Below are 18779 nucleotides of genomic sequence, written 5' to 3'. Positions count from 1 at the left end.
GTCAAGAGCTTATTCGCCGGCGCCGACCCACTCGGTCGCGCCGTCGGCGAACTCCTGGTGTTTCCAGATGGGGACCTGCGCCTTGAGGTCGTCGATCAGCCTGCGCGAGGCGCGGAACGCCTCGTCGCGGTGGGGCGCGGCGACCGCCACGATCACGGCGATGTCGCCGAGCTCCAGGTCGCCCACCCGGTGGACGGCGGCCACGGCCGTCAGGGGGAAATCGGCGGCGATCTTCTCGGCGACCGCGCGCAGCTCGGCCTCCGCCGTGGGGTGGGCCGAGTAGGAGAGCTTGGTCACGGGCTTGCCGTGGTCCTGCTCACGCACGGTGCCCACGAACAGGGTGGTGCCGCCCGCGGCGTGGTCGCCCACGGCGGCCAGCACCTCGTCGACGGACAGCGGGGTGTCGCGAATGGCGAGCAACCGGATGACGTCCACGCCGCAAGACTACCTTTCCGCCGTCGCCGCTTCCCGCCGCTCGCCGGGCCCTGCGCCACCGGCTATTGACGGCGCTTCTTGCGTACCTGGCGGACGATCGCGGCGGTGCCGATGACCGCGACGGTCGCGCCGGCCGCGGTGAGGGTCGCCTCCTTGACCGGCAGGCGCCTGCCGACCACGGTGGTGGCGTCCTCGCGCAGCTCCAGGAGCTGGCGGAAGGCCGCCTCGTTGGTCCAGGCGGGCTTCCAGCCGGCCTCGCGCAGCGTCGTGCAGTCGACGACCCACGGGTAGACGACGTAGTGCAGGTCGGTGGCCGGGGCCGGGGTGATGCCGAGGCGGTGCAGGCGCTGCGCGGTGCCGAACGTCAGCCCCGCGGGCAGCTCGAACCTGCGGATGCCGGACAGCTCCTCGACCTGCTCCTGCTCCAGCCAGCCCTCGCTGCCGACGGCCACCACGCCGGTGACGACGCCGCGCGCGGCCAGCTCCAGCACCGAGATCAGGTCGTCGAGATGGCAGAACTGCCAGCGCGGCATGCAGCCCTTCACGGTCAGCAGCCGGGGCGACTCGAAGTGCCGGGTGATCACCGTGTCGATGCCGGGGCCGACGATCGCGGCCGGGCGGACCACGGTCACCTCCAGGCCGGGGTGGCTGCGCAGCGAGCGGCGTACGAGGGACTCGATCTCCAGGTGGTCGCCGACGAGGCCGGTGTCGGGCTCGGCCGCCACCGGGGCGTCCTCGGCCAGGGGCACCTCGTTGTCGGGCGCGGCGCCGTACACCATGGCGCTCGTGACCAGCACCACGCGCCGTACGCGCGCCGCGGCGCAGGCGGTGAGCACGGTCTGGGCCGCTCTCAGGTTGTAGGCGCGCCGCTCGACCGGGTCGGAGTCGAGGGCGTAGTCGCCGGCCAGGTGGACCAGGACGTCGATGTCGGAGATGCGGTTCGCCAAGAGCGGATCTCGTACGTCGATGACTCTCCAGGTGGCCTCCCGGATGTCGCCGCGTTCTTCGTCGATGGCCACCACCCTGCGGAAATCCGCGGAGGACACGAGCTTCGCGAGCAGCTCCCGGCCTATGCCGGAGGCGGCGCCCGTAACGGCGACGACGGGTTGGCGCGGGCGTTTCGAGGTAGGCACCAGGTCCTCACTTTGCACTGATCCGCCGCAGGACGACTAACGTGGCGGATGTGGACTCCTCCATCCTGCACGAGGTAGAGCGGTGACTGACCTGCCAGGTCGTGAAAACGACCCCAACGAAAACCCGTTCGCGATGTTCGGCAACCCTGAGCAGATGGCTCAGGCGATGCGCCAGTTCGCCGACATGCTGTCGGCGCCTCAGGGCTCCGGCCCTGTCAACTGGGACATGGCGAAGAACATCGCCCGGCACGCCGTGGTCGCCGAGGGCGACCCGAGCGTCATGGAAGGCGAGCGCCGCCAGATCGTGGAGGCGCTGAGCCTGGCCGACCTCTGGCTGAACGAGGCGACCACGCTGCCCAGCGGCGTGGTGAATCCGCAGGCCTGGAGCCGGTCCGAATGGATCGAGAACACCGTCCCGGTGTGGCGAAAGCTTTGCGAACCCATAGCCCAGCGCATGGTCGACACCATGGGCGGCGCGCTCGGCGGCGCCGGTCTGCCGCCCGAGGCGCAGCAGATGGCCGGCCCGCTCATGGGCATGCTGAAGCAGATGGGCGGCATGATGGTCGGCCAGCAGATCGGCCAGGCCATCGCCTCGCTCGCCCGCGAGGTCGTCGGCACGACCGACATCGGCCTGCCGCTGTCCGACAGGGCGGCGCTGCTGCCGGGCGGCATCGCCCACTTCAGCGACGGCCTGGAGATCCCCTCCGAGGAGATCAGGATCTACCTGGCGCTGCGCGAGGCCGCGCACCACCGGTTGTTCCAGCACGTGCCGTGGCTGCGTTCGCATCTGCTGGGCGCGGTCGAGGAATACGCCAGGGGCATCACGGTCGACACCTCCAAGCTGGAGGAGCAGATCCGTGGGCTCGACATCAACAACCCCGAGGCACTCCAGGAGGCGCTGAGCGGGGGCAACCTGCTCAAGCCCGAGGAGACCGAGCGGCAGAAGGCCGCCCTGGCCCGGCTGGAGACGACGCTCGCGCTGGTCGAGGGCTGGGTCGCCACCGTGGTGGACAGCAGCGCCTCGGGCAAGCTGCCTTCGGCGGTCGCGCTGGCCGAGACCGTACGCCGGCGCAGGGCCACCGGTGGGCCCGCCGAGCTGACCTTCGGCACGCTGGTGGGGCTGGAGCTGCGGCCCCGGCGGCTGCGCGAGGCGGCGGCGCTGTGGCGGGCCCTCGAGGAGGCGCGCGGCGTCGACGGCCGCGACGCGCTGTGGGGGCACCCCGACCTGATGCCGACGGCCGACGACCTCGACGACCCCGAGGCGTTCGTCCGGGGCGAGCAGGCGTGGGACATCTCCGAGCTGGAGCGCAAGCCGGACGACGGCAAGGGCGACGGCGAGGGCGAGGGCGGCGCCAGTTGAGCCTGCACGGCGACGCGGTCTCGGTGCTGTCGGCCTGGACCGCGCCCACGCCCGAGGAGGAGGCGCTGCGCGTCGAGTTCCTCGGTCACCTGCGGGACCACGACGACGCGATGCTGCGCGCCTGCGTGCCCGGGCACCTGACGGCGACCACCGCGGTGCTCTCGCACGACGGCGCGCGGGTGCTGCTCACGCTGCATCCCAAGGCCGGCATGTGGCTGCCCATGGGCGGGCACTGCGAGCCCTCCGACGCCTCGCTGACCGAGGTGGCCCTGCGTGAGGCGCGGGAGGAGTCCGGCATTTCCGGTCTTGAGCTGCTGCCCGGGCCGCTGGCCGTGGACAAGCACGAGGTGTGGTGCCATCCGCCGAGGAGCTGGCACCTCGACGTCGAGTACGCCGCCGTGGCCCCGCCCGGCGCGGAGGCGGTGATCAGCGAGGAGTCGCTCGACCTGCGCTGGTTCCCCGTCGAGGAGATCCCCGAGCTTTCCGACGAGGCGACGCGCCGGTTGGCCAGACGTGGACAGGCGGTGCTCGGCCTGCGTTCCGGCCGCGTTGGCTAGAGTCCTTTGTGTCGTTCCAAAGGGGGTCTGGTGAGCGCTCCGGCTGAGTCGCCCGTGGGGGGCACGATCGTCACGCCCGTACGCAGACGCCGGGGAACACCCGGATCCGTCCTGACCTGGATGGCGGTGACCCCTTTCGCGGCCTGGGCCGCCGCCAGGGTGGCGGGGCTGGAGCGCGGCTCGCTGCCGACGCAGATCATGACGGCGACGCCGTACGTGGCGGCGGGATCGCTGCTCCCGCTGCTGATCGCGGCGGCCGGGCGGCGGCGCGCGGCCACCGCCGTGGCGCTGGTGGCGACCACGGCGCTCGGGTTCGCCGTGCTTCCCCGGGCGCTCGGCAGGGCCGAGGCGGCCGCCGGGCGGCCGTTCAAGGTCATGACGATCAACATGCTGTTCGGGCGGGCCGACGCCGGGACGATCGTGCGGATGGTGCGTGAGTTCGAGCCCGACGTGCTGAGCACGCAGGAGCTGACGCCCGGCGCGGTGTCCGACCTGGACGCGGCCGGGCTCAAGGAGCTGCTGCCCCACCGTGTGCTGGAGGCCGAGTGGAGCGCCGGCGGCAGCGGGATCTACTCCAGGCACGAGCTGCGTGAGCTGCCTGACGTGGTGCCGGACGTCGGGCACAAGATGCCGGCCGCGGTCGTGTCGGTGCCGGGCGGGGAGCCCATCGAGTTCGTGGACGTCCATCCCTATCCGCCGCTCGGGCCGAACGTCGTCAACTGGAACCAGGCGCTGCGGACGCTGCCGTCCGCCTCCCGCGACCGGGTGCGGATCCTGGCCGGCGACTTCAACGCCTCGCTCGACCACGCGGCGCTGCGCGAGCTGCTGTCGCGGGGCTACAAGGACGCGGCCGACCAGGTGGGGGCCGGGCTGATCCCTACGTGGCCGGCCAACAAGAAGGTGCCGCCGATCATCACCATCGATCACGTGCTGGTGGACCGGCGGGTGGCGGTGCGGGCGGTGGACGTACGGACGGTGCCGGGCACCGATCACCGGGCCGTGCTGGCCGAGCTCACGCTTCCTTGAGCAGGGCCCGGGTGTTGTCCCAGCCTTCGAGACCGGGGTCCAGGCGGTGGACGTCCTCGGGGGTCCGCAGGCGGTGCCAGCCCGGCGTGGTGGCGACCCTCCGGGGTCCGGGGGCCTGCGTGCGGAGCGTGGCCACGACGGCGGGATCGTCGAGATCGGGGTCGGCCCAGGCCGGAGCGGGCAGCGCGCAGGCCAGGGCCACGGCGCCGCCTCCTTCCGCTGGGCAGACCGTGATCTCCGCGCGGCCGAGCTCGCGGAACAGCTTGCCCACCAGCAGCGGCGGCAGGTCGGGCGCGTCGGCGCCGATCACCGCGGCCTGGTCGCCCGGGAGCCGGGACAGCACGGACGCCAGCGGCTCGTCCTCGCCGATGTCGATGATCTCGGTGCCGGGCCAGACGATCTCGTCGAGGCCGGGGACACTGGTGACGAGGACCGGGGTGACGAGGTCGAGGCCGGCTGCCATCTCGTAGGTGTCCTCGGCCATCGCCTCCAGGAACGCCTTGGGGTCGATGCCCGCGGGGGCCGCGTTCGCCATGCGGTGACGTACGAGGACGGCGACGACGCGGATCAACATTCCTCCGGGGCCGAGTGGGCCGCGGCGGAGAATCCTTCAAGGAAGCCGCGGGCCCGCTCCGCCTTGGGGTACTGTTCGACCAGAGCCCAGAACGCGGCGCCGTGGCTCGGCACCAGCAGGTGCACCAGCTCGTGGATGATCACGTAGTTGATGACCCATTCCGGCAGGCCCTTGAGCCGCGTCGAGATGCGGATCGTGCCGTTCTCCGGGGTGCACGAGCCCCAGCGGTGCTGCTGGTTGTCGACCCAGCGGACGCTCACGGGCTCGGCGTCGCCGCCCAGATACTTCGCCGACAGCTCCCTGGCTCTCTCCAGCAGCGCCTCGTCCGTCGGTCTGCGGCGGCTTTCCTTGGCGGCCAGCCGATCCAGCATGCGGCTCACCCATTCATCCGCGTCTTCGCCGCTCAGCCAGGCGGGCAGGAGCACGATGGTCTTGTCGCCGTCGCGGTATGCGGAGACCGTACGCCGGCGACGAGAACTTCGACGAACCTCGACTGTCTCGGGGGGCACATATGCACGGTAGCCGAGTTGACGGAAATTCCACAGAGGGGAGGCGCTGTTTCTGCTGGTCAGATGATTAAGAGCCGGTGAATTTGGGCACGCGCCTTTCCCGATGCGCGGCCAGGCCCTCGAGCAGGTCCGACGTGGCCATGGTGATCGGCTGGGCCAGGGATTCCCACCTCAGCGCGGCTTCCAGGTCTTGATGGTCTTGGTTGAGGGCCAGTTTGGTGAGTCGTGTGGCAATGGGAGCGTTCTGAGCGATCTTCTGGGCGAGGGCTCTGACTTCGGGGATCAGGTCATTGTTAGGGAAAGATCGATTTACCAAACCTTTATCCGCCGCTTCCCTTCCGGTCAGCGTGCGGCCGGTCAGCAGCATCTCGCGGGCCAGTCCGACGCCCGCTCTGCGGGGCAGCAGGTACGTCGCCGCCATCCCCGGGTGCAGCCCCAGCGAGGTGAACGGGACCAGGAGCTTCGCGTCGTCGGCGGCGTAGACGAGGTCGCAGGCCAGCGCCACGCACAGGCCCGCGCCGACCGCCGGGCCGTTGACGGCGGCGATCGTGGGAATCTCCAGCTGGTTGATCAGCAGCCAGGTCCGGTAGAAGGCGAGCATGCGCTCGCGCAGCTCGGGGACGGCCTCGGCGCCGCGCTCGCCGAGCCAGGACAGGTCGCCGCCGGCCGAGAAGGCGGTGCCCGCGCCGGTCACGACGACACAGCGGGCGTCGGGGTCGGCGGCGAGCGCGGTCATCGTCTCGCGCCAGCGGTCGGTCATGGCGTCGGTCATGGCGTTGCGGCGTTCGGGGACGTTGAGGGTGAGGAGCACCACGCCGTCGTCGTCGCGATCAACCAAGAGCTCGTTCATGCGGAGAGCGTACTCGGGGGGCCTTCGCCGCCTTGATCGCCGGTGGGTGGGCGGGGTTATCCACAGGCGGCGCGGAACGCTCTCGGGATCATGGTCCGGCGTGCCAACCTTCCCGCCATGAGGCCCCGAGTGAAGCCCACCCTCCGGCGCGTACTCCGCGATGAGCAGACCCTTCAGTACGGCGTGCACCCCCTGCGCGCCGTCGTGATGTCCGGCCTGGCCCGGCCGATCCGGCAATGGCTGGAATGTCTCGACGGCACCCGCGATCTGGATCACGTCCTGCGTGCCGCGGGCGCCGCCGGTCTCGACGAGTGCCGCGCCCGTTCCCTTCTCGACCAGCTCACCGCCCAGGGCGCGCTGCACGACGCGTCGGTCTGCTCCGGCGTGCTGAGTGATCTCAGCCTGGCCGAACGCGACCGGCTGAGACCCGACCTCGACGCCCTCGACCTCGCCTCCGCGTCACCGGACGGCGGCATGGGGCTGGTCGCCCGGCGCCGCGCCTCCCGGGTGCGGGTCTACGGGGCCGGGCGGGTGGGAGCGCAGATCGTCGCCCTGCTCGCGGCGGCCGGGGTGGGGCACATCCGGGTGATCGATCCCGGCACCGTACGGCCTGCTCACATCACGCCGGGCGGGCTGTCGTGGGCGGAGGTGGGGATGACGCGGGAGGAGGGCGCGGCGGCCGTGGCGCGGCGGCTCACCTCCGGCGGTCGCCCGCCTGTTCCCGATGTCCGGGACGATGTCCCCGCGTCCGGCTCCGGCACGCCTGGTTCTCCTGGTTCCCGCTCTGTCCCGGGCCCGGCCGGCGCATCCGCGGCGACGGCCCGGTCCCCGCGGGCCGCTGTTGCTGGCCAGGCGCCGACGACGGGGGCACGTACGGGTGGCGGTGGCGGGGCGGCTGGGACGTCGCGCTCTGGTGCCGGCGGCCGGATGTCCTCCCCCGCCGTCCCGCAAGCTGTTCCCTCTGGCGGCTCCTCCGTGGGCCGACGTCCTGGCGCGGTGCCTCCGACCGGCGAGCGGTCGCCGGGAGGTGGCACGCCACCCGCGTCGCAGGTCACGGGGCCCAGAACCGGCACGGGTGCAGGCGCAGGTGCCAGAAGCGGCACTGGCATGAGCGGCGCGGGCGTGAACAGGGGCGCAGGCGCGTATGTGGGCAATGACATGCGATACCTCGGCAGGCCGACGAGTCAGCGGGCCGCCGAGTTGGCCGCGCGGCAGGAGGCCCTCGCACGGCCCAGGAAACCGCGCGACAGCCGGTACATCGACGGTCATGACCTGGTCAGACCGACGGTCGAGGTACTTGCCGGAGGGACATATCTTGGGGATCAGTCGGATAGGCCGGATCTGGTGGTCATCGCGCCGGTCACGCCCCTGGACGGGGTGCTGGCCAACGAACTGGCCGCCCTGGGCATCCCCCACCTCCTGGCGGCCGCCTTCGAGGGGCATGGGATGGTCGGGCCACTGGTCCTGCCGGGAAGGACCGCGTGCCTGCACTGCCTCGACCTCGCGCGTCGCGACAGCGACCCCGCCTGGCCGATCGTGACCGCGACGGTGGGCGGCTACCCGCCGGGCGAGATCGCCTGTGACGCGACCCTGGCGACTCTGGTCGCGGCGGAGGCGACCGGACATGCGCTTGCTCATCTCGACGGCAAGGAATCCGCTGTGACCAACGGCACAATGGACGTAACGCCTGATTGGCGCTGGAAAAGACGCTCCTGGCAGCAACATCCGCATTGTCGTTGTATGCGAAACAATCCATCTCCGCTAACAATGGTCATGTCGCCTCACCGCGACTGACGTGCTCAGAGGACGACCACGAAGGGGGGAAGCGGACCTCTGCCGAGGTTCCGCGCATCAGTGTGAGCGATCTTCCACGCCGTGCTGTCACGCGCTCCGCCAAGCTGGCCACGCTTCCCCTCGGATTCGCCGGGCGTACCGCCATCGGGCTGGGCAAGCGGCTGGGCGGCAAGTCCGCCGAGATCGTGGCGCAGGAGGTTCAGCAGCGCACCGCCGACCAGGTCTTCAAGGTGCTCGGCGAGCTCAAGGGCGGCGCCATGAAGCTCGGGCAGGCCCTGTCGATCTTCGAGGCGGCGCTCCCGCCGGAGATCGTCGGTCCCTACCGCGCCACGCTGACCAAGCTCCAGGACGCCGCTCCCCCGCTGCCGGTCGCCACCGTCCACAAGGTGCTGGCCGAACAGCTCGGCGACGACTGGCGGGAGAACTTCCGCTCCTTCGACGACCAGCCGACCGCCGCCGCCTCCATCGGCCAGGTGCACAAAGCCGTCTGGCACGACGGGCGCGAGGTGGCCGTCAAGATCCAGTACCCGGGAGCGGGCAAGGCCCTGCTCGGCGACTTCACCCAGCTCGCGCGGCTGGGCAAGCTGTTCGGGGTGCTGCTGCCCGGCCTGGACATGAAGGCCGTACTGTCCGAGCTGCGCGAACGCATCGAGGAGGAGCTCGACTACCTCCGCGAGGCCCACGCCCAGCACGCCTTCGCCGGCGAGTTCCACGGCGATCCCGACTTCCTGATCCCCGACGTGATCGCGGCCAACGAGATGGTGCTGGTCACCGAGTGGATGGACGGTATCCCGCTGTCGCGCATCATCACCCAGGGCACCAAGGAGGAGCGCGACCGGGCGGGGCTGCTCTTCGTGCGGTTTTTGTTCTGCTCGCCGGCGCGGGTGGGGCTGCTGCACGCCGATCCGCATCCGGGCAACTTCCGCATGCTGCCTGACGGCAGGCTCGGGGTGCTCGACTTCGGCGCGGTCAACCGGCTGCCGGACGGCTATCCGAGGGTGTTCGGGCAGCTGATGCGGATCTTCAACCATGGCGACATGGAGAGCGTCGTGACGGGGCTGCGTCAGGAGGGGTTCATCCGGCCCGAGATCGAGATCGATCCCGACGCGCTGCGGGCCTTCCTGGCGCCGTACGTGGAGCCGACGGCGGTCGATGAGTTCACCTTCAGTCGCGAATGGCTCCAGACCCAGGCCGCCAGCGTCGCCGACCTGCGCCCTGGCAACGTGGTGCGCCAGCTCAACCTGCCGGCGTCGTACGTGCTCATCCACCGGGTGCACGCGGCGGGCGTGGGCGTGCTCTGCCAGCTCAACACCACGGCTCGGTTCCGGGACGAGGTGATCCGCTGGGTGCCCGGCTTCTCCGACGACCCGGACGACCAGCCCGACGACAAGGCCCTGGCCGTCAGCTGACCCCGACCCCCGGACCCCGACCCCCGGATCCAGGGCCTGATCTGAGTGCTGGGTACGGGCCGCACCACGTCAGCAGCGTGAGCGACTCGGCATTGAGGCCCGGCCCGGTCCTGACGCTGGGCTCGTCGGCGGGCGGCGTTTCACGCGGAAGCGCGGAACCGCGCAAGCGCGCAAGCGCGCAAGCGCGCAAGCGCGCAAGCGGAATCGGAAGCACAGGGGCGGGCGTGCGGCAAGGGCGGGAGGCTCAGGGTTCGGGGTGCCGACGCGAGTGCGGGCGCAAAACGCGGAGGTGAGGGACGCGCAAGCGTGCAGGTGCGGCGCGGGGGTGAAGCGCGGGCGCGGGGTGCAGGGTTCGGGGTGCCGGTGCAGGCGCAGGCGCAAGGTGCGGAGGTGAGGGGCGCAGAAACTCCGGCGCGGGGTACGAGCGCGAAGCGCGGACGGAGGTGCAGGGTTCGGGGTGCCGACGCGAGTACGGGCGCAAAACGCGGAGACGCAGGCGCGGGATGCGGAGGCGCGGGATGCGGAGGCGCGGGATGCGGAGGCGCGGGATGCGGAGGCGCGGGCGCAGGCCCGGGTGCGGGAATGGGCCTGTCAGGGGTCGGCTTGGTGTGTGTTCCGGACGCTTACAGGTCCGGCTTCTGGGGGTGCCTGGTCTCGCTGGACGTGAAGGGGCCGACGGCTGAGTTCTTCAGTGGGGACGGGTCGTTGCCCTGGTGGTCGCTGCGGGCTGATTTTGGGAACTGGTCGTCGGTCTTCATTACTCTGTGTAATGATGCGAGGGCAGTTTCCCCGCGTGCCTCAACGATTCGGGCGGGTCGTTCGTCTGCGAGGGCTTCGTCCAGGCTTCTGCTCTTCCGCGTGGCGGGGCCGTCAGGTAGCGGCGGGCGGGCGGGTCGCGGATCGGTGAGGTCACGGGTGACGGCGGGGCGCCGGCTCCAGTGCAACCGGCGACCCGCCGTCACCACATGACGGCGTTACTACAAGGCGTCACTACAAACCATAACCACATGGCGGCGTTACCCGTGGCGCTACCACATGGCGGCGTCACATGGCGGCGTCACCACGTGGGGTCGCCATATGGCCACGTGGGGCCGCCATATGGCGGCGTCACCACGTCGGGTCGCCATATGGCGGCGATGCGGGGCAGCTGTGGCGGCGGCCGCGGAGACGCGCTCTAGTCGCCGAGAGGGGCGGAGCCGTCTCTGAGGTCGCAGGGGGCCACCGGGCCGTTGGAGATTCGGGCCCAGATGCCGGCGACGACGGTGCCCGCCTCAGCGTTCTCGTTCACGGCGAACTCCAGCACGCCGGTCTGGCCGGGCTTGATCTGCTGGGGGTCGATCTGGAAGCCGCCCGTGTCCACGGTGGGCGGGAAGACGGCGAGCGAGTCCTCCTCCTTCGGCACCCAGGTCGTGCCGCGCGGGCGGGTGGCGCACTTCTTGCCCTCGGGCAGATAGTCGACGACGATGTTGTAGCCCATCTGCCTCAGGTCGGACTCAAGGGCCTTCGGGTTCTTGGCCTCGTTGACGGTGATGGAGATGGTGCCGTCCGGGTTCTTGGCGACGGCGTAGGCGGGGGTGCCGCCGAACATCAGCGGCAGGGCCACCGCGGCCGCGGCGGCCAGGCCCAGTGCGGGAGCCAGAACGCCCGGGCGCAGCAGCTTTCGCCGCGGCCGGGATGAAGCGGGCGGAGTGGGTGAGGCGGGCGACGAAGTCGGCTGGGGAGGGGTGGGGTTGTTCTGGAGGGCGGTCATCACGAACTCCTTGAGCAGTTGGTGACGGCCCTCAGGAAGATCCCGTTCCGGCGGGAAGATGTTCATGAGGTGGACTCCTTGACGGACCGGACCGCGGTGCCGCGGTCACCATTCCTCTGTCGCCGGGCCACGGCCAGTTCCAGTTTTTTCCTGGCCCGTGACAACCGTGACCTGACGGTGCCGATCGGGATGCCGAGGGCTTCGGCCGCCTCGGCGTAGTCGAGCCCGGCCCCGGCGCACAGCAGCAGCACGTCCTGCTCGGGCTTGCGCAGCCGGCCGAGGGCCTCGCGCACCTCGGCTAACCGTTCCTGGTCGGTGAGTTGGCCGGCCAGGTCGTCGGCGAAATCAGGTACGGCGTCGTCGCGGGGCATCCTGGCCATCGCGTTCTCGTGCCGCCGCCTGGCCCGTCGCAGGTTGCGGGCCACGTTCGTGGCGACCCCGAGCAGCCAGGGCCGCAGTGAGCCGCCGTCCGGGGCGAGCCGTTCCCGCAGCCGCCACGCCTCCAGGAACGTCAGCGACACCACGTCCTCGGCCGCCGACCAGTCGCCGGTCAACCGCCAGGCGTGGTTGTAGACGGTTTTGGCGTACTGGTCGAAAAGCTGCTCGAAGGCGCGTTGGTCGCCGTCGCGTACGCGGGTCCGCAGGTTCACATCCACAAGCAGTACTGTCCGCCGGGCGCGGGCGGGTTCCCGGAACAGCGCGAGAGCCGGGCGCCCGTCGGCGCCCGGCTCTCGCCTTCATGAATGAGCTGAATCATCCGTCTTCAGTGAGGAGATCCTGCGCCGGCGGCAGGATCTCCCCGATCACCACTGCAGGAGCAGGGCGCGCCGGAGGCGGTCGTTGGCCTTCTGTACCTCGCGCTGCGCCCGTCGCACACGCTGTACGCGCAGCGCGAGACGCTCCTCCTCCGCCTCGCGGTGGAGGGTTTGTATTCGGTCGTTCACGAGGTCATGGATGAGATGGGACATTCCGGTGCTCCTCGTCGGTCGAGCGTTCATCAGTCTCGGTTTCCTCTCGGTGTGGTGCGTTCGTACGGGTGGGTCAGGCAGCGACCGGGTGCTTGCGGGGACGCCCGCGCGGACGCTTGCGGGGAACGACGGTCCCCCTGAGGATCAGCTCGCCGCCCCAGACGCCCCACGGCTCCTCGCGCTCGAGCGCGCGGTCGAGGCAGGCCTTCTGGATCGGGCAGCCGCCGCAGAGCGCCTTGGCGAACTCCACGTCATCCGGCGACTCGGCGAACCACAGGTCAGGGTCGGTACGACAGGGGATCTTGGCTTCGTCGATCAGGTCCATGATCGTCTTCGCCCCCATCTTCTTTCTCCTTCGATCGATCCTTTTGTTCTTGGTTGGACACCTCGTAGGTGGTCGGATCGCGGGCAACAAAATGGCCGCGGATCCGTCTGTGGATCCGCGGCCTGGGGGCTACTGTCGCCGGTCAGGTTATGACCGGTGTATCCCTCCAGGGCTGCGGACCGCACAGTCCACCGTTGGTGAGCTGGCTGGCCGGCAGTTCGATACGTCCTGCGTAGACAGCAGCCACCTGCGGAGCGGCGGCGCCGAAGTGGGCACGCGCGTAGAAGGCGGCGGACTGGCTACGGGCAGACTTCTCCTGCCGTGGCTTGGCGGGCTCGTGGGCGAGCAGCACCGAATCACGGCATGCGGAAGCGAGCCACGGCGTGGCTGCAGTCTTCAGAATGCTCATCACTGGGCTCACCTCCACTCTGCTGATCGTCGGAAACAGTCGTGTCCGACTCGCTTGCCCATGACCCTAAACCGGAAGGCCGGGACCCGGCAACATATTTTCTACCTGCGATTTCGCTATCGCAGCGGCCGGATCATCGCCTCCTGGACGACGGAGACCACGAGGTCACCGGACGCGGTGAACATCTCACCGCGCGCCAACCCCCGCGCCCCCGCAGACCACGGTGACTCCTGAGCATAGAGCAACCAGTCGTCGGCCCTGAAAGGGCGGTGGAACCACATGGCGTGGTCGAGGGAGGCGCCCATGACGTTGGACATCCCCCACGCCATGCCGTGCGCCAGCAGGATGGTGTCCACGAGCGTGAAGTCGGAGGCGTACGCGGCCAGCACGACGTGCAGCAGCGGGTCGTCGGGCAGCTCGGCGTCGTAGCGGAACCAGACGTTGGTCTCGGCGCTGCGCAGCGACGGGTCGTTGTACGCCTCCCACGTCAGCGGCGAGGCGTAGCGGGAGTCGACCGGCCGGGGGCGCGACACCCAGTCGCGGAACTCGGGGTGGTCGCCGACCAGGGCGAACATGCGCTCCTGGAACGTGGGCAGCGTCTCGGGCGCCGGCACGGCCGGCATCACCGACGCCTGGTGCTCCACCCCCTCCTCCGCGATGTGGAACGACACCGACATCGTGAAGATCGCCTTGCCGTGCTGGACCGCCTGGACCCGGCGGGTGCTGAACGAGCGCCCGTCGCGCACCCGCTCCACGTTGTAGACGATCGGGATCGACGGGTCGCCCGGCCGGATGAAGTAGGCGTGCAGCGAGTGGACGAAGCGGTCCTTGGTGACGGTGCGCCCGGCCGCCACGAGGGCCTGGGCCGCCACCTGGCCGCCGAAGACGCGTTGGATGCGCTCCTCGGGGCTCCTCCCCCGGAAGATGTCCAGCTCGATCTGCTCCAGGTCGAGCAGGTCGAGCAGCTCCTTGAGCGCCTCGTTCACGTGTCGGTCCCCCTCGCGGGCCCCGGCGCCGTCCGGTGCGTGAGGGCGGCGGGGCAGGTCTTCTTCTCGGACAGGTATCCGGTCCTGACACAAGTTTGACGTGCCGCCGGAGCCGGTCCGCATCCGGCCCGGCGGTCCGATGATGACCGGCCGGCGTTTCGCGGTTGTTACACCGTGCCGGGACAGGCGCTTGTTACACCGCGCTTGTCACGCCGCGCCGCGGCAGAGGGCGAGGACGGCCTCGCCGTAGCGGTCGATCTTGACGCGGCCGACGCCCGGGATCGACAGCAGCTCCTGCTCGGTCGCGGGCGCGCGCTCGGCGATGGCCTGGAGGGTGACGTCGGTGAAGACGACGTACGGCGGGATCTTGTTGTCCTTGGCCGTGGCGGTGCGCCACGCCTTCAGCCGCTCCAGCAGCTCCTCGTCGTAGTCGGCGGGGCAGGTCGCGCAGCGGCCCAGCTTCTGCTCGGCCGCGGCCGTGAGCGTCTTGGCGCAGATCCGGCAGTGCACCGGCGCGGCCACGGTGCGCCGCTCGCGGGCGGCGCCCGGGATCGGGCGCGACGGGGCGGCGGCGCGGCCGGTGAGGCCGTCGAGGAAGCGGGAGGGCCGGCGGCCCTTGCGCCCGCCCGGCGCGCGGGCCAGCGCCCAGGAGAGCGTCAGGTGCTCGCGGGCGCGGGTGATGCCGACGTAGAGCAGGCGGCGCTCCTCCTCGATCTGCTCGGGGGTCTCGGCGTAGACGATGGGCAGCATGCCGTCGGTGAGGCCGACGAGGAACACGGCGTCCCACTCCAGGCCCTTGGCGGCGTGCAGGGAGGCCAGCGTGACGCCCTCGACGGGCGGCGCGTGCTGCTCGGCCGCGCGGCGTTCCAGCTCGGCGACGAACGCCGGCAGGTCGGCGCCCTCGGCCGCCAGGTCCTCGGCCAGGTCGGCCAGCGCCTTCAGCGACTCCCACCGCTCCCTCGCCTTGCCGCCGCCGGGCGGCGCGGGGGTGAGGCCGACGCCGGCGAGGATGTGGTGCACCTCGGCGGCCAGCGGCTCGCCGGCCGCCGAACGGGCCGCGCCGCGCAGCAGCACGACCGCCTGGCGGACCTCGGGGCGTTCGAAGAAGCGCTCCGCGCCCCGCAGCAGGTAGGGGATCTCGGCCTTGGCGAGCGCCTCTTCGTACGCCTCCGACTGCGAGTTGACCCGGAACAGCACCGCGATCTCGCGGGCCGGCACGCCCTTGTCGAGCAGCTTTCTGATGGCCCTCGCGACCCCGGCGGCCTCGGCCGGCTCGTCGTCGTAGTCGGCGAAGGCGGGCCGTGGGCCGTCGGGCCGCTGGGCGACCAGCTCCAGCCGGTGGGGCGAGCGGCCGCGGGCGATGACCCGGTTGGCGAGGTCGACGACCTGGGGGGTGGAGCGGTAGTCGCGGACGAGCCTGATGACGGCGGCCTGCGGATGCTCGACCGCGAAGTTGGTGAGGTAGCGCGGGCTGGCCCCGGTGAAGGAGTAGATGGTCTGGTTGGGGTCGCCGACCACGCAGATGTCGTCGCGGCCGCCGAGCCAGGTGTCGAGCAGGAGCTTCTGCAGCGGGTTGACGTCCTGATACTCGTCGACGACGAAGTAGCGGTATTGCTGGCGGATCTGCGTGGCGACCTCCTGGTGCTCGGTCATCACGGCCGCGGTCAGCTCAAGGATGGTCTCGAAGTCGACCAGGTGGCGCTCGCGCCGGAGCTGCTCGTACGCCTCGTACAGGCGGGAGATCTCCTCGGCGGCCACCGGGGGCGTGCGGTGGTGCTTGGCCGCGGCGGCGGCGTAGTCCTCGGGGCCGATCTGGGTGACCTTGGCCCACTCGATCTCGGAGGCGATGTCGCGCAGCTCGGACCGGTCGGGGCTCTTGCGGATCAGCCGGCACGCCTCGACGAGCACCGGCAGCTTCGACTCGATGACCGAGGGCGCCTCGCCGCCGATCACCCGCGGCCAGAAGTAGGTGAGCTGGCGCAGCGCGGCGGCGTGGAACGTGCGGGCCTGCACGCCGGGCGCGCCGAGCGCGCGCAGCCGCTGGCGCAGCTCCCCCGCCGCGCGCGTGGTGAAAGTCACAGCGAGAACGCTCTGCGCGTCGACGACCCCGCTCCGCACCGCGTGCGCGATCCGGTGGGTGATCGCCCTGGTCTTGCCCGTCCCGGCCCCGGCCAGCACGCAGACGGGGCCGCGCACCGCCTCGGCGACGGCGCGCTGCTCGGGGTCGAGGCCGATCAGGACGTCATCCACGTGTGTCACCCCTTCATCTTCCCAGCACTGGCGGCCAGGGGCTTTATTCTGGCAACATGCGGGCCGTCGTATGTTCCTGGGCGGCGAGATGCAAAGAACTGGTCTCTTCCCCCACAATGGGGCCGACCATTGACCCTGGGGGAAAGGAAGGCCGTGCGGATAGCGGTTCATGTGGGCGCTCTGGCGCTCGCTGCCGTCGTGCTCACGCCCGTCAGCGCCGATGCGGTCAGCGTGGGCGCGACCGCGGCGCAGCCCACTCCCTCACCCAGCGTCGCCACCTCGGCGACCACGGACGACGTCTACGGACTGAGCACGGAGACCATCGCGTACGGCGCGCACAGGCGGCAGCAGATGGACGTGTGGTGGACCCCCGACGGCCAGCAGCGGCCCGGCGTGTTCCTGATCCACGGCGGCTGGTGGTCCAGCGGCGACAAGCGCTACATGAAGGAGATCACCCGCAGCTACGCCGAGCTCGGCTACACGGTCTTCAACCTCAACTACCGCCTGTCCGGTGACGCGGCCTGGCCGGCGCAGCGCACCGACGCGCTCACGGCGATCGCGACGGCACGCAAGTTCGCCGACCGGTGGTCGTTCGACCCGGGCAACTACGTGGTGGTCGGCTTCTCGGCGGGCGGGCACATCGCGGCGGCGGTCGGCACGTACGGCGACGGCGTGAGCGGGCTGAAGGGCGTGGTCGGCCTGTCGCCGATCACCTCGCCGCTGCAGGCGTACGCCGACGGCGACGCGAGGAAGACCACCGACCTCAACAAGCGCAGGCTGCGCAAGGCCGCGATCAAGCTGGCCGGCGGCTGCGCGCCCAAGGGCAAGTGCGCGCGCGTGTGGGCCAGCATGGAGGTCGCCTGGCACGCGAGCAGGCGCGATGCCCCGGTGCTGACCATTCACTCGCAGGACGAGTTCGTGCCGCCGTCGCAGGGCATCCTGCTGCGGGAGATGCTGGCCAAGGTGGGCGTGCCGGTGACCGTGCTGACGCAGCCGGGCATCAACCACAGCGCGCCGCTCTACCGGGAGCCGGGCGTGGCCGAGCGGGTGCAGACCTGGATCGCCGAGCGCATCGGCTGAGCGCATCGGCTGAGCACAGGCCTCTTGGCCAAGGGATTAAGCGGGCATGCCGGGTTGTTGCACCGGACGCCTGACTTCTGACCTGGGAGGGATCACCCGACATGGCGCTCACCGTCTACAGCACGAGCTGGTGCGGCCCCTGCAAGCGGCTCAAGGCCCAGCTGACCCGTGAGGGCATCAGCTTCGACGAGGTGGACATCGAGCGCGACCCGTCGGCGGCGGAGTTCGTGATGAGCGTCAACAACGGCAACCAGACGGTGCCGACCGTGGTGATCGACACGCCTGGCGGCCGCGTGGTGCGGACGAACCCGTCGGCCCTGGAGGTCAAGGCCATCCTCGGCGCCGCCTGATCGGGCCGCCTGATCGGGCCGCCTGATCGGGCCGGTCACTCGTAGTCGAGCTGCCCGCCGTACCACGTCTCGATGAGGCGGCGGGCGATCGACACCGCGGGCGGCAGGCGCAGCTCGCCGGAGTCGAGTGCCGCGGTCAGCTCCTCGCGGGAGAACCAGCGCGCCTCGGCGATCTCCTCGGCGTCGGGCCGCAGCTCGGTCGTGACGGCCTCGGCGAAGAAGCCGAGCATGAGGCTGCGCGGGAACGGCCAGGGCTGGCTGCCGAGGTAGCGCGGCCTGATCACGCTGACGCCGACCTCCTCGGCGACCTCGCGCACCACGGCGTGCTCCAGCGACTCGCCCGGCTCGACGAACCCGGCCAGGATCGACATGCGCCCCTGCGGCCACTGCGGACCGCGGGCCAGCAGGCAGCGGTCGTTCTCGTCGCGGATCAGCATGATCACGGCGGGGTCGACGCGCGGGAAGTGCTGGCTGCCGTCCTCGGGGCAGACGCGGATGTGGCCGCCCGTCCGGATCTCGGTGCGGTTGCCGCAGCGCGGGCAGAACTCGTGGGTGGCGTGCCAGGCCTCCAGCGCGACGGCGTAGACCAGCAGGCCCGCGTCGCGGTCGCCGAGCAGCCCGCCGACCTGGCGCAGCCCGGCCGCGACCGGGTCGCCGTCGGGGGTGTCGGCCAGCTTCATCGCGAACGTGACCCGCCCGTTGGCCTCCTGCCTGGGCACGCCGGGCAGCGGCGCGGCGACCGCGAAGTAGGCGACCTCGCCCTCGACGCCGAGCAGGTAGCGCGGCCCTTCCGGCGCCTCGTCGGTGCTGAACAGCACCGCCCGCACCTGGTCGCCCTCCCTGCGCACCAGCGTGTGGCCGTCGTCGATGACCAGCACCCTGGTCGCCGGGTCGGCCCAGGCACGTTCCAGCCACCGCTCGTCGGCGCGCAACGCCGCGGAGCGGTCGATGGTGCCGCGTGCGAGAAGCAGGGGTCCGATCAGTTGTTCTTCCGCCGTGATCTCCACAGGCCCG

20 protein-coding genes are annotated in these 18779 nt (G+C 71.1%); 7 read left to right on the top strand and 13 right to left on the bottom strand.

Annotated features, from left to right (window positions below):
- Positions 1–9 precede the first annotated feature (9 nt).
- On the bottom strand, positions 10–435 hold the full coding sequence (locus tag AC27IY_RS45965) for a molybdenum cofactor biosynthesis protein MoaE (protein WP_344210504.1): 426 nt from the start codon (positions 433–435) through the stop codon (positions 10–12).
- A 62-nt stretch (positions 436–497) separates the two neighbouring features.
- Complete coding sequence (locus tag AC27IY_RS45960) at positions 498–1571, bottom strand: NAD-dependent epimerase/dehydratase family protein (RefSeq protein ID WP_364455763.1); 1074 nt, start codon at positions 1569–1571, stop codon at positions 498–500.
- A gap of 130 nt (positions 1572–1701) precedes the next feature.
- Here AC27IY_RS45960 and AC27IY_RS45955 point away from each other — a divergent pair, with 130 nt between their 5' ends.
- The 3 genes from AC27IY_RS45955 to AC27IY_RS45945 are packed head-to-tail and all read left to right on the top strand — an operon-like array spanning position 1702 to position 4511.
- Positions 1702–2928, top strand: coding sequence for a zinc-dependent metalloprotease (locus AC27IY_RS45955; protein WP_364455765.1), 1227 nt, complete (start codon positions 1702–1704; stop codon positions 2926–2928).
- On the top strand, positions 2925–3485 hold the full coding sequence (locus tag AC27IY_RS45950) for an NUDIX hydrolase (RefSeq protein ID WP_344210507.1): 561 nt from the start codon (positions 2925–2927) through the stop codon (positions 3483–3485). The genes AC27IY_RS45955 and AC27IY_RS45950 overlap by 4 nt, the downstream gene beginning before the upstream one ends.
- 30 nt (positions 3486–3515) lie before the next feature.
- Positions 3516–4511 (top strand): endonuclease/exonuclease/phosphatase family protein, encoded by a 996-nt coding sequence (locus tag AC27IY_RS45945; RefSeq protein WP_487181818.1) that lies wholly within the window; start codon positions 3516–3518, stop codon positions 4509–4511.
- Here the strand turns inward: AC27IY_RS45945 and AC27IY_RS45940 are convergent.
- The 3 genes from AC27IY_RS45940 to AC27IY_RS45930 all read right to left on the bottom strand — a co-directional run bounded on the left by AC27IY_RS45940 (position 4498) and on the right by AC27IY_RS45930 (position 6444).
- Positions 4498–5085 (bottom strand): DUF2064 domain-containing protein, encoded by a 588-nt coding sequence (locus tag AC27IY_RS45940; protein ID WP_487181817.1) that lies wholly within the window; start codon positions 5083–5085, stop codon positions 4498–4500. The genes AC27IY_RS45945 and AC27IY_RS45940 overlap by 14 nt on opposite strands.
- A complete protein-coding gene (locus AC27IY_RS45935; RefSeq protein ID WP_177241275.1) occupies positions 5079–5594 on the bottom strand; it encodes a M48 metallopeptidase family protein in 516 nt (171 codons plus the stop codon). Before AC27IY_RS45935 ends, AC27IY_RS45940 begins: the two co-directional genes overlap by 7 nt.
- Positions 5595–5661: 67 nt before the next feature.
- Positions 5662–6444, bottom strand: coding sequence for an enoyl-CoA hydratase/isomerase family protein (locus AC27IY_RS45930; RefSeq protein ID WP_487181816.1), 783 nt, complete (start codon positions 6442–6444; stop codon positions 5662–5664).
- A 129-nt stretch (positions 6445–6573) separates the two neighbouring features.
- Here AC27IY_RS45930 and AC27IY_RS45925 point away from each other — a divergent pair, with 129 nt between their 5' ends.
- Both AC27IY_RS45925 and AC27IY_RS45920 read left to right on the top strand, forming a co-directional pair.
- Entirely contained in the window at positions 6574–8238 is a 1665-nt protein-coding gene (locus tag AC27IY_RS45925) for a ThiF family adenylyltransferase (RefSeq protein WP_487181815.1), read from the top strand.
- 62 nt (positions 8239–8300) lie between these two features.
- Complete coding sequence (locus AC27IY_RS45920) at positions 8301–9647, top strand: ABC1 kinase family protein (protein ID WP_487181814.1); 1347 nt, start codon at positions 8301–8303, stop codon at positions 9645–9647.
- Positions 9648–10821: 1174 nt separating this feature from the next.
- Here AC27IY_RS45920 and AC27IY_RS45915 read toward each other — a convergent pair.
- The 7 genes from AC27IY_RS45915 to AC27IY_RS45885 all read right to left on the bottom strand — a co-directional run bounded on the left by AC27IY_RS45915 (position 10822) and on the right by AC27IY_RS45885 (position 16335).
- Positions 10822–11463 (bottom strand): hypothetical protein, encoded by a 642-nt coding sequence (locus AC27IY_RS45915; protein ID WP_487181813.1) that lies wholly within the window; start codon positions 11461–11463, stop codon positions 10822–10824.
- Positions 11460–12053 (bottom strand): RNA polymerase sigma factor, encoded by a 594-nt coding sequence (locus AC27IY_RS45910; RefSeq protein ID WP_423452558.1) that lies wholly within the window; start codon positions 12051–12053, stop codon positions 11460–11462. Before AC27IY_RS45910 ends, AC27IY_RS45915 begins: the two co-directional genes overlap by 4 nt.
- Positions 12054–12200: 147 nt before the next feature.
- A complete protein-coding gene (locus AC27IY_RS45905) occupies positions 12201–12365 on the bottom strand; it encodes a hypothetical protein (protein WP_177240918.1) in 165 nt (54 codons plus the stop codon).
- Between the two features lie 73 nt (positions 12366–12438).
- The gene (locus AC27IY_RS45900; RefSeq protein WP_020544973.1) at positions 12439–12708 is read right to left on the bottom strand and encodes a WhiB family transcriptional regulator; all 270 of its coding nucleotides are present in this window, start codon (positions 12706–12708) and stop codon (positions 12439–12441) included.
- 124 nt (positions 12709–12832) lie between these two features.
- A complete protein-coding gene (locus AC27IY_RS45895) occupies positions 12833–13099 on the bottom strand; it encodes a hypothetical protein (RefSeq protein WP_364454553.1) in 267 nt (88 codons plus the stop codon).
- 116 nt (positions 13100–13215) lie between these two features.
- Positions 13216–14085: an acyl-CoA thioesterase II gene (gene tesB / locus AC27IY_RS45890; RefSeq protein ID WP_423452557.1), complete on the bottom strand. Its 870-nt coding sequence runs from the start codon at positions 14083–14085 to the stop codon at positions 13216–13218.
- Between the two features lie 207 nt (positions 14086–14292).
- The gene (locus AC27IY_RS45885; protein WP_423452556.1) at positions 14293–16335 is read right to left on the bottom strand and encodes an ATP-dependent DNA helicase UvrD2; all 2043 of its coding nucleotides are present in this window, start codon (positions 16333–16335) and stop codon (positions 14293–14295) included.
- A 153-nt stretch (positions 16336–16488) separates the two neighbouring features.
- Here AC27IY_RS45885 and AC27IY_RS45880 point away from each other — a divergent pair, with 153 nt between their 5' ends.
- A complete protein-coding gene (locus AC27IY_RS45880) occupies positions 16489–17415 on the top strand; it encodes an alpha/beta hydrolase (RefSeq protein WP_344210533.1) in 927 nt (308 codons plus the stop codon).
- Between the two features lie 101 nt (positions 17416–17516).
- A complete protein-coding gene (locus AC27IY_RS45875) occupies positions 17517–17765 on the top strand; it encodes a mycoredoxin (RefSeq protein ID WP_344210535.1) in 249 nt (82 codons plus the stop codon).
- A 35-nt stretch (positions 17766–17800) separates the two neighbouring features.
- Here the strand turns inward: AC27IY_RS45875 and nudC are convergent, their stop codons facing one another.
- Complete coding sequence (gene nudC, locus AC27IY_RS45870) at positions 17801–18772, bottom strand: NAD(+) diphosphatase (protein WP_344210537.1); 972 nt, start codon at positions 18770–18772, stop codon at positions 17801–17803.
- Between the last annotated feature and the right edge of the window lie 7 nt (positions 18773–18779).

The sequence above is a fragment of the Nonomuraea sp. B208 genome, from assembly GCF_057536035.1.
Note: the sequence above shows the minus strand (reverse complement) of the source record. Positions and strands in the feature narration are given on the sequence as shown.

What these genes read in the sequence shown, in the direction of transcription:
- AC27IY_RS45955 (WP_364455765.1), top strand. Translation starts at nt 1,702, where the DNA reads ATGTTCGGCAACCCTGAGCAGATGGCTCAGGCGATGCGCCAGTTCGCC.
- AC27IY_RS45915 (WP_487181813.1), bottom strand. Translation starts at nt 11,463, where the DNA reads ATGAACATCTTCCCGCCGGAACGGGATCTTCCTGAGGGCCGTCACCAA.
- AC27IY_RS45895 (WP_364454553.1), bottom strand. Translation starts at nt 13,099, where the DNA reads ATGAGCATTCTGAAGACTGCAGCCACGCCGTGGCTCGCTTCCGCATGC.
- AC27IY_RS45900 (WP_020544973.1), bottom strand. Translation starts at nt 12,708, where the DNA reads ATGGGGGCGAAGACGATCATGGACCTGATCGACGAAGCCAAGATCCCC.
- AC27IY_RS45875 (WP_344210535.1), top strand. Translation starts at nt 17,517, where the DNA reads ATGGCGCTCACCGTCTACAGCACGAGCTGGTGCGGCCCCTGCAAGCGG.
- AC27IY_RS45940 (WP_487181817.1), bottom strand. Translation starts at nt 5,085, where the DNA reads ATGTTGATCCGCGTCGTCGCCGTCCTCGTACGTCACCGCATGGCGAAC.
- AC27IY_RS45905 (WP_177240918.1), bottom strand. Translation starts at nt 12,365, where the DNA reads ATGTCCCATCTCATCCATGACCTCGTGAACGACCGAATACAAACCCTC.
- AC27IY_RS45930 (WP_487181816.1), bottom strand. Translation starts at nt 6,444, where the DNA reads ATGAACGAGCTCTTGGTTGATCGCGACGACGACGGCGTGGTGCTCCTC.